Source organism: Rudaea sp. (assembly GCF_036383415.1).
In the GTDB taxonomy this organism is placed as follows: Bacteria; Pseudomonadota; Gammaproteobacteria; order Xanthomonadales; family Rhodanobacteraceae; genus Rudaea.
The window spans coordinates 1-3,395 of sequence record NZ_DASVOK010000153.1 but is presented as its reverse complement, the minus strand read 5'-3'; the positions used below and the strand labels follow the sequence as shown (position 1 = coordinate 3,395).

3 protein-coding genes and 1 pseudogene are annotated in these 3,395 nt (G+C 65.1%); 2 read left to right on the top strand and 2 right to left on the bottom strand.

Annotation, left to right across the window (positions count from 1 at the left end; all coding sequences use genetic code 11):
• Positions 1 to 241: pseudogene (locus VF497_RS05935) on the top strand (iron dicitrate transport regulator FecR); the annotation flags it as partial.
• Positions 241 to 1,392: an N-acetylglucosamine-6-phosphate deacetylase gene (gene nagA / locus VF497_RS05930; protein WP_330886706.1), complete on the top strand. Its 1,152-nt coding sequence runs from the start codon at positions 241 to 243 to the stop codon at positions 1,390 to 1,392. The pseudogene VF497_RS05935 and the gene nagA, both read left to right, overlap by 1 nt.
• Positions 1,393 to 1,412: 20 nt before the next feature.
• On the opposite strand, the gene VF497_RS05925 is transcribed toward nagA, so the two are convergent.
• On the bottom strand, positions 1,413 to 2,396 hold the full coding sequence (locus VF497_RS05925) for an NAD(P)-dependent oxidoreductase (RefSeq protein WP_330886705.1): 984 nt from the start codon (positions 2,394 to 2,396) through the stop codon (positions 1,413 to 1,415).
• Positions 2,397 to 2,428: 32 nt separating this feature from the next.
• The coding region (locus tag VF497_RS05920) for a glucokinase (RefSeq protein ID WP_330886704.1) at positions 2,429 to 3,395 on the bottom strand (967 nt) is incomplete at its 5' end.

The window sequence follows — 3,395 nt, the reverse complement described above, 5'->3', positions numbered from 1 at the left end:
GTCCATCACCGGCATACGCGAAGTCGCCGATGAATTCGCGTCGCGCGGTGTGAAGGTGTGGGTGACTTCGTCTGATTCGGCTCAGCCGCATCGCTTGCCGGTCGCGGCCGCGCCGCACCCGGTCTGCGCGCCGTTGATCGCCGTGCAGGGTTTCTACAAGGCGGCGAATGCATTGTCGATCGCGCGCGGGCACAATCCCGACGTGCCGCCGCATTTGAATAAAGTCACGAGAACTGTGTGATGACAACGACCACGCTCGTCAACGCCAAGGTACTCTTCGAAGACGGTTTCCGCGACGGACTCGCCGTGTTGATCCAAGGTGGGCGTATCATCGACGTCGTCGCTGAGGGCGACGTTGACGGACGCGAGCAGCAGGTGCACGACTTGCGCGGCCGCATCCTCGTTCCGGGTTTCATCGACACCCAGGTCAATGGCGGCGGCGGCGTGCTGTTCAACGACGAGCCGACCGTCGCAGCGGTGCGTCGCATCGCGCAGGCGCATCGCCGCTTCGGCACGACCGGCATGTTGCCGACCCTGATCAGCGACGACGCCGAGGTCATGCGGCGCGCGATCGCCGCGGTCGATGCCGCAATCGAACAACATGTGCCCGGCGTGCTCGGCATCCATCTCGAAGGCCCGTATCTCGCGCCGGCGCGCAAGGGCGTGCACGACGCGAGCAAGTTCCGCGTGCCGGATGCGGACGAAATTGCGATGGCCGCGTCGCTGCGCAACGGCAAGACCCTGCTGACGCTGGCGCCGGATCGTGTGCCGGCCGAGGTGATCCGCGAATTCATCGCGCGTGGTGTGATCGTCGCGGCCGGCCACACGGCGGCCAGCTATGATGAAACGCGTGCCGCACTCGATCTCGGCGTGCACGGTTTCACCCATCTCTACAACGCGATGACGCCGCTCAACGGGCGTGAGCCGGGCGTCGTCGGCGCGGCGCTCGACGATCGCGAAAGTTGGTGCGGCGTGATTGTCGACGGCCATCATGTGCATGTGGCCTCGCTGCGTGTCGCGCTCGACGCCAAGCCGCGCGGCAAGATCATCCTCGTCACCGACGCAATGCCGCCCGTTGGCTCGGACAATCCCTCGTTCCGCATCAATGGCGAGATCGCGACCGCGCGCGACGGCCTGCTCACTGTGCCCGACGGCACGCTCGCCGGTTCCGTACTCGACATGGCACAGGCGGTGCGCAACACGTTCGTCTGGCTCGACGTGCCGTTGGACGAGGCGGTACGCATGGCCTCGACTTATCCGGCGGAATTCATCGGTCTGGGCGCAACGCATGGTCGAATTGCGCCGGGCTACGCAGCCGATCTGGTCGCGCTCGACGATCAGTTGCAGGTCAGGGCGACCTGGATCGGCGGTTCCGTCGAGGAATACGCGTAGCTGTTCCGAGCCGAGGCGATTCAGTCGACTGGGAACGGACCTTCCTCGAACACTTCCTCGTGATATCCCTTCGAGCCGATCGCCTGCGCGAGTGGGCTGCGGAAGTCCTCGTCCGCGCGCAGGCGCTCTAGCACGTAGCCGAAGTCGTAGCGCGGCTGCCACCCGAGTTCGCGGCGGGCGAGGTCGTTGACGTAGACGCGGTCGATGGTGTCGAACATGTGCCAGCCGCGGCGCGCATATTCCTCGGTGTAGGCCGGGAACAACCGAGCCAGCACCGAAGGCGCGTCGCTGCGCAGCATCGGCAAATCCTCGCGCGAAAACGGCGTCGTCGCACTGATGATGTAGCGGCCGAAGCCGATGGCTGGTGCTTTTTCGATCGCGAGCAGGTGCGCATCGACGATGTCGGCAACGTCGACGCGGCGATAGAGGAATTCGTTCGCCTTGATGTTCGCGTCGGCGAAATTCTCGCGCATGTGCTTGCTGTCGTCGGCTTCGGGGAAGAAGCGCGAGGTGCGTAGCACAAGGCAGGGCAGGCCGAACTTGCGTCGGAACAACTGGCACAGGTTTTCTGCCGCGATCTTGGTGACACCGTAGATGTTCTTCGCGATCGGCGCGACGTCCTCGGTGATCCACGCGGCGGGTGCGCCCGGCGGCGGTACGAGTGCATCGCCGAACGTACTCGTCGTGCTCGTGAAGATGAAAGACTTCGTCTTCGCCGCAACCGCTTCCTCGAGCAGGTTGAGCGTGCCGCTAATGTTCGTGTCGACGAAATCCTGGCGCGCATGTGTGGCGACGTGCGGCTTGTGCAGCGTGGCTGCATGCAGCACCGCATCGACTTCGTGCATGCAGTCATGGACGAAATCGCGATCGGCGATCGAGCCGACTTTGTCCGTGTATGCGGAGGGCAGAATATCGATGCCGACGACGTGGTGGTGCGTGTCGCGCAGGCTGCGCATCAGCGCTTCGCCGAGGTGGCCGCTGCTGCCGGTGACGAGGATTTTCATGGTGCGTTTGTTCGGATGTGGCGCGACCGTGTTCACGCGTCCGCGCGATGATCCTGATACCACGCCGCGGCGCCGATCAAGCCGAGCTGGCCGTGTTCGATCAGCCAGATCGGTACATGCTTGATCACGTCGCCGAGCGCACCCTTGTTGTGGTAGCGCGCGACGAAGTTGCTAGTCGGCAGGAACGAGCGGATACGCGAAGGAATGCCGCCGGCGAGGAACACCGCGCGCGCGTTGTAGGCAAGCACGAGATCGCCGATCAGGCTGCCGAGCAGGCCGCAGAACACGCTCAGCGCGGTCACTGCCTGCGGGTTGGCGTGGGCGAGCGCGGCCGCAGTGACTTCGGCGGGCGTCTTCAACAGCGCCGGCACGCCGTGCAGCGTGCAGATGCATTCGTAGAGGTTGAGCAGGCCCGGACCCGACACGGCGCGTTCGCGATCGACGTGCGGCCAGCGCTTGAACAGTTCGCGCAGGATATTCAGTTCCAGCTCGTTTCCCGGCGCGAGCGCTGCATGGCCGGCTTCGCTCGTGATCACGACCGGGCGCGGCTTGTGCGGGATGCGCACGGCCTGGCCGAGGCCGGTGCCGGGACCGACCACGAGCGTGGTCACGGTCGCCGGATCGACCAGCTGGCCGCTGAGCAACTCCGCCGAGGCAAGATCGATGTGCGGCGCGGCATGGGCCAGCGCCTCATAGTCGTTGATCAGCGCCAAATCCTTCAGATGCGCTGCCTGGCGTGTCTGCGACAGCGACACGTGCCAGGGCAGGTTCGGATTGATCAGGTTGTCGCCAACCTGCAGGCCGGCGATCGCGATCGCGGCGCTGACCGTGGACGCATCGCCATGGGTGTCGATGAAGGTGCGCAGGATCGTCGCGAGATCGGGATATTCGGCGCAGATGTATTCGGAATAGTGCAGGATGGATACAGAGCCCTCCGCGGTGAAGCGGACGAGAGCGAGGCGCGCATGGGTACCGCCGACGTCGGCGGCGATGAAGGGC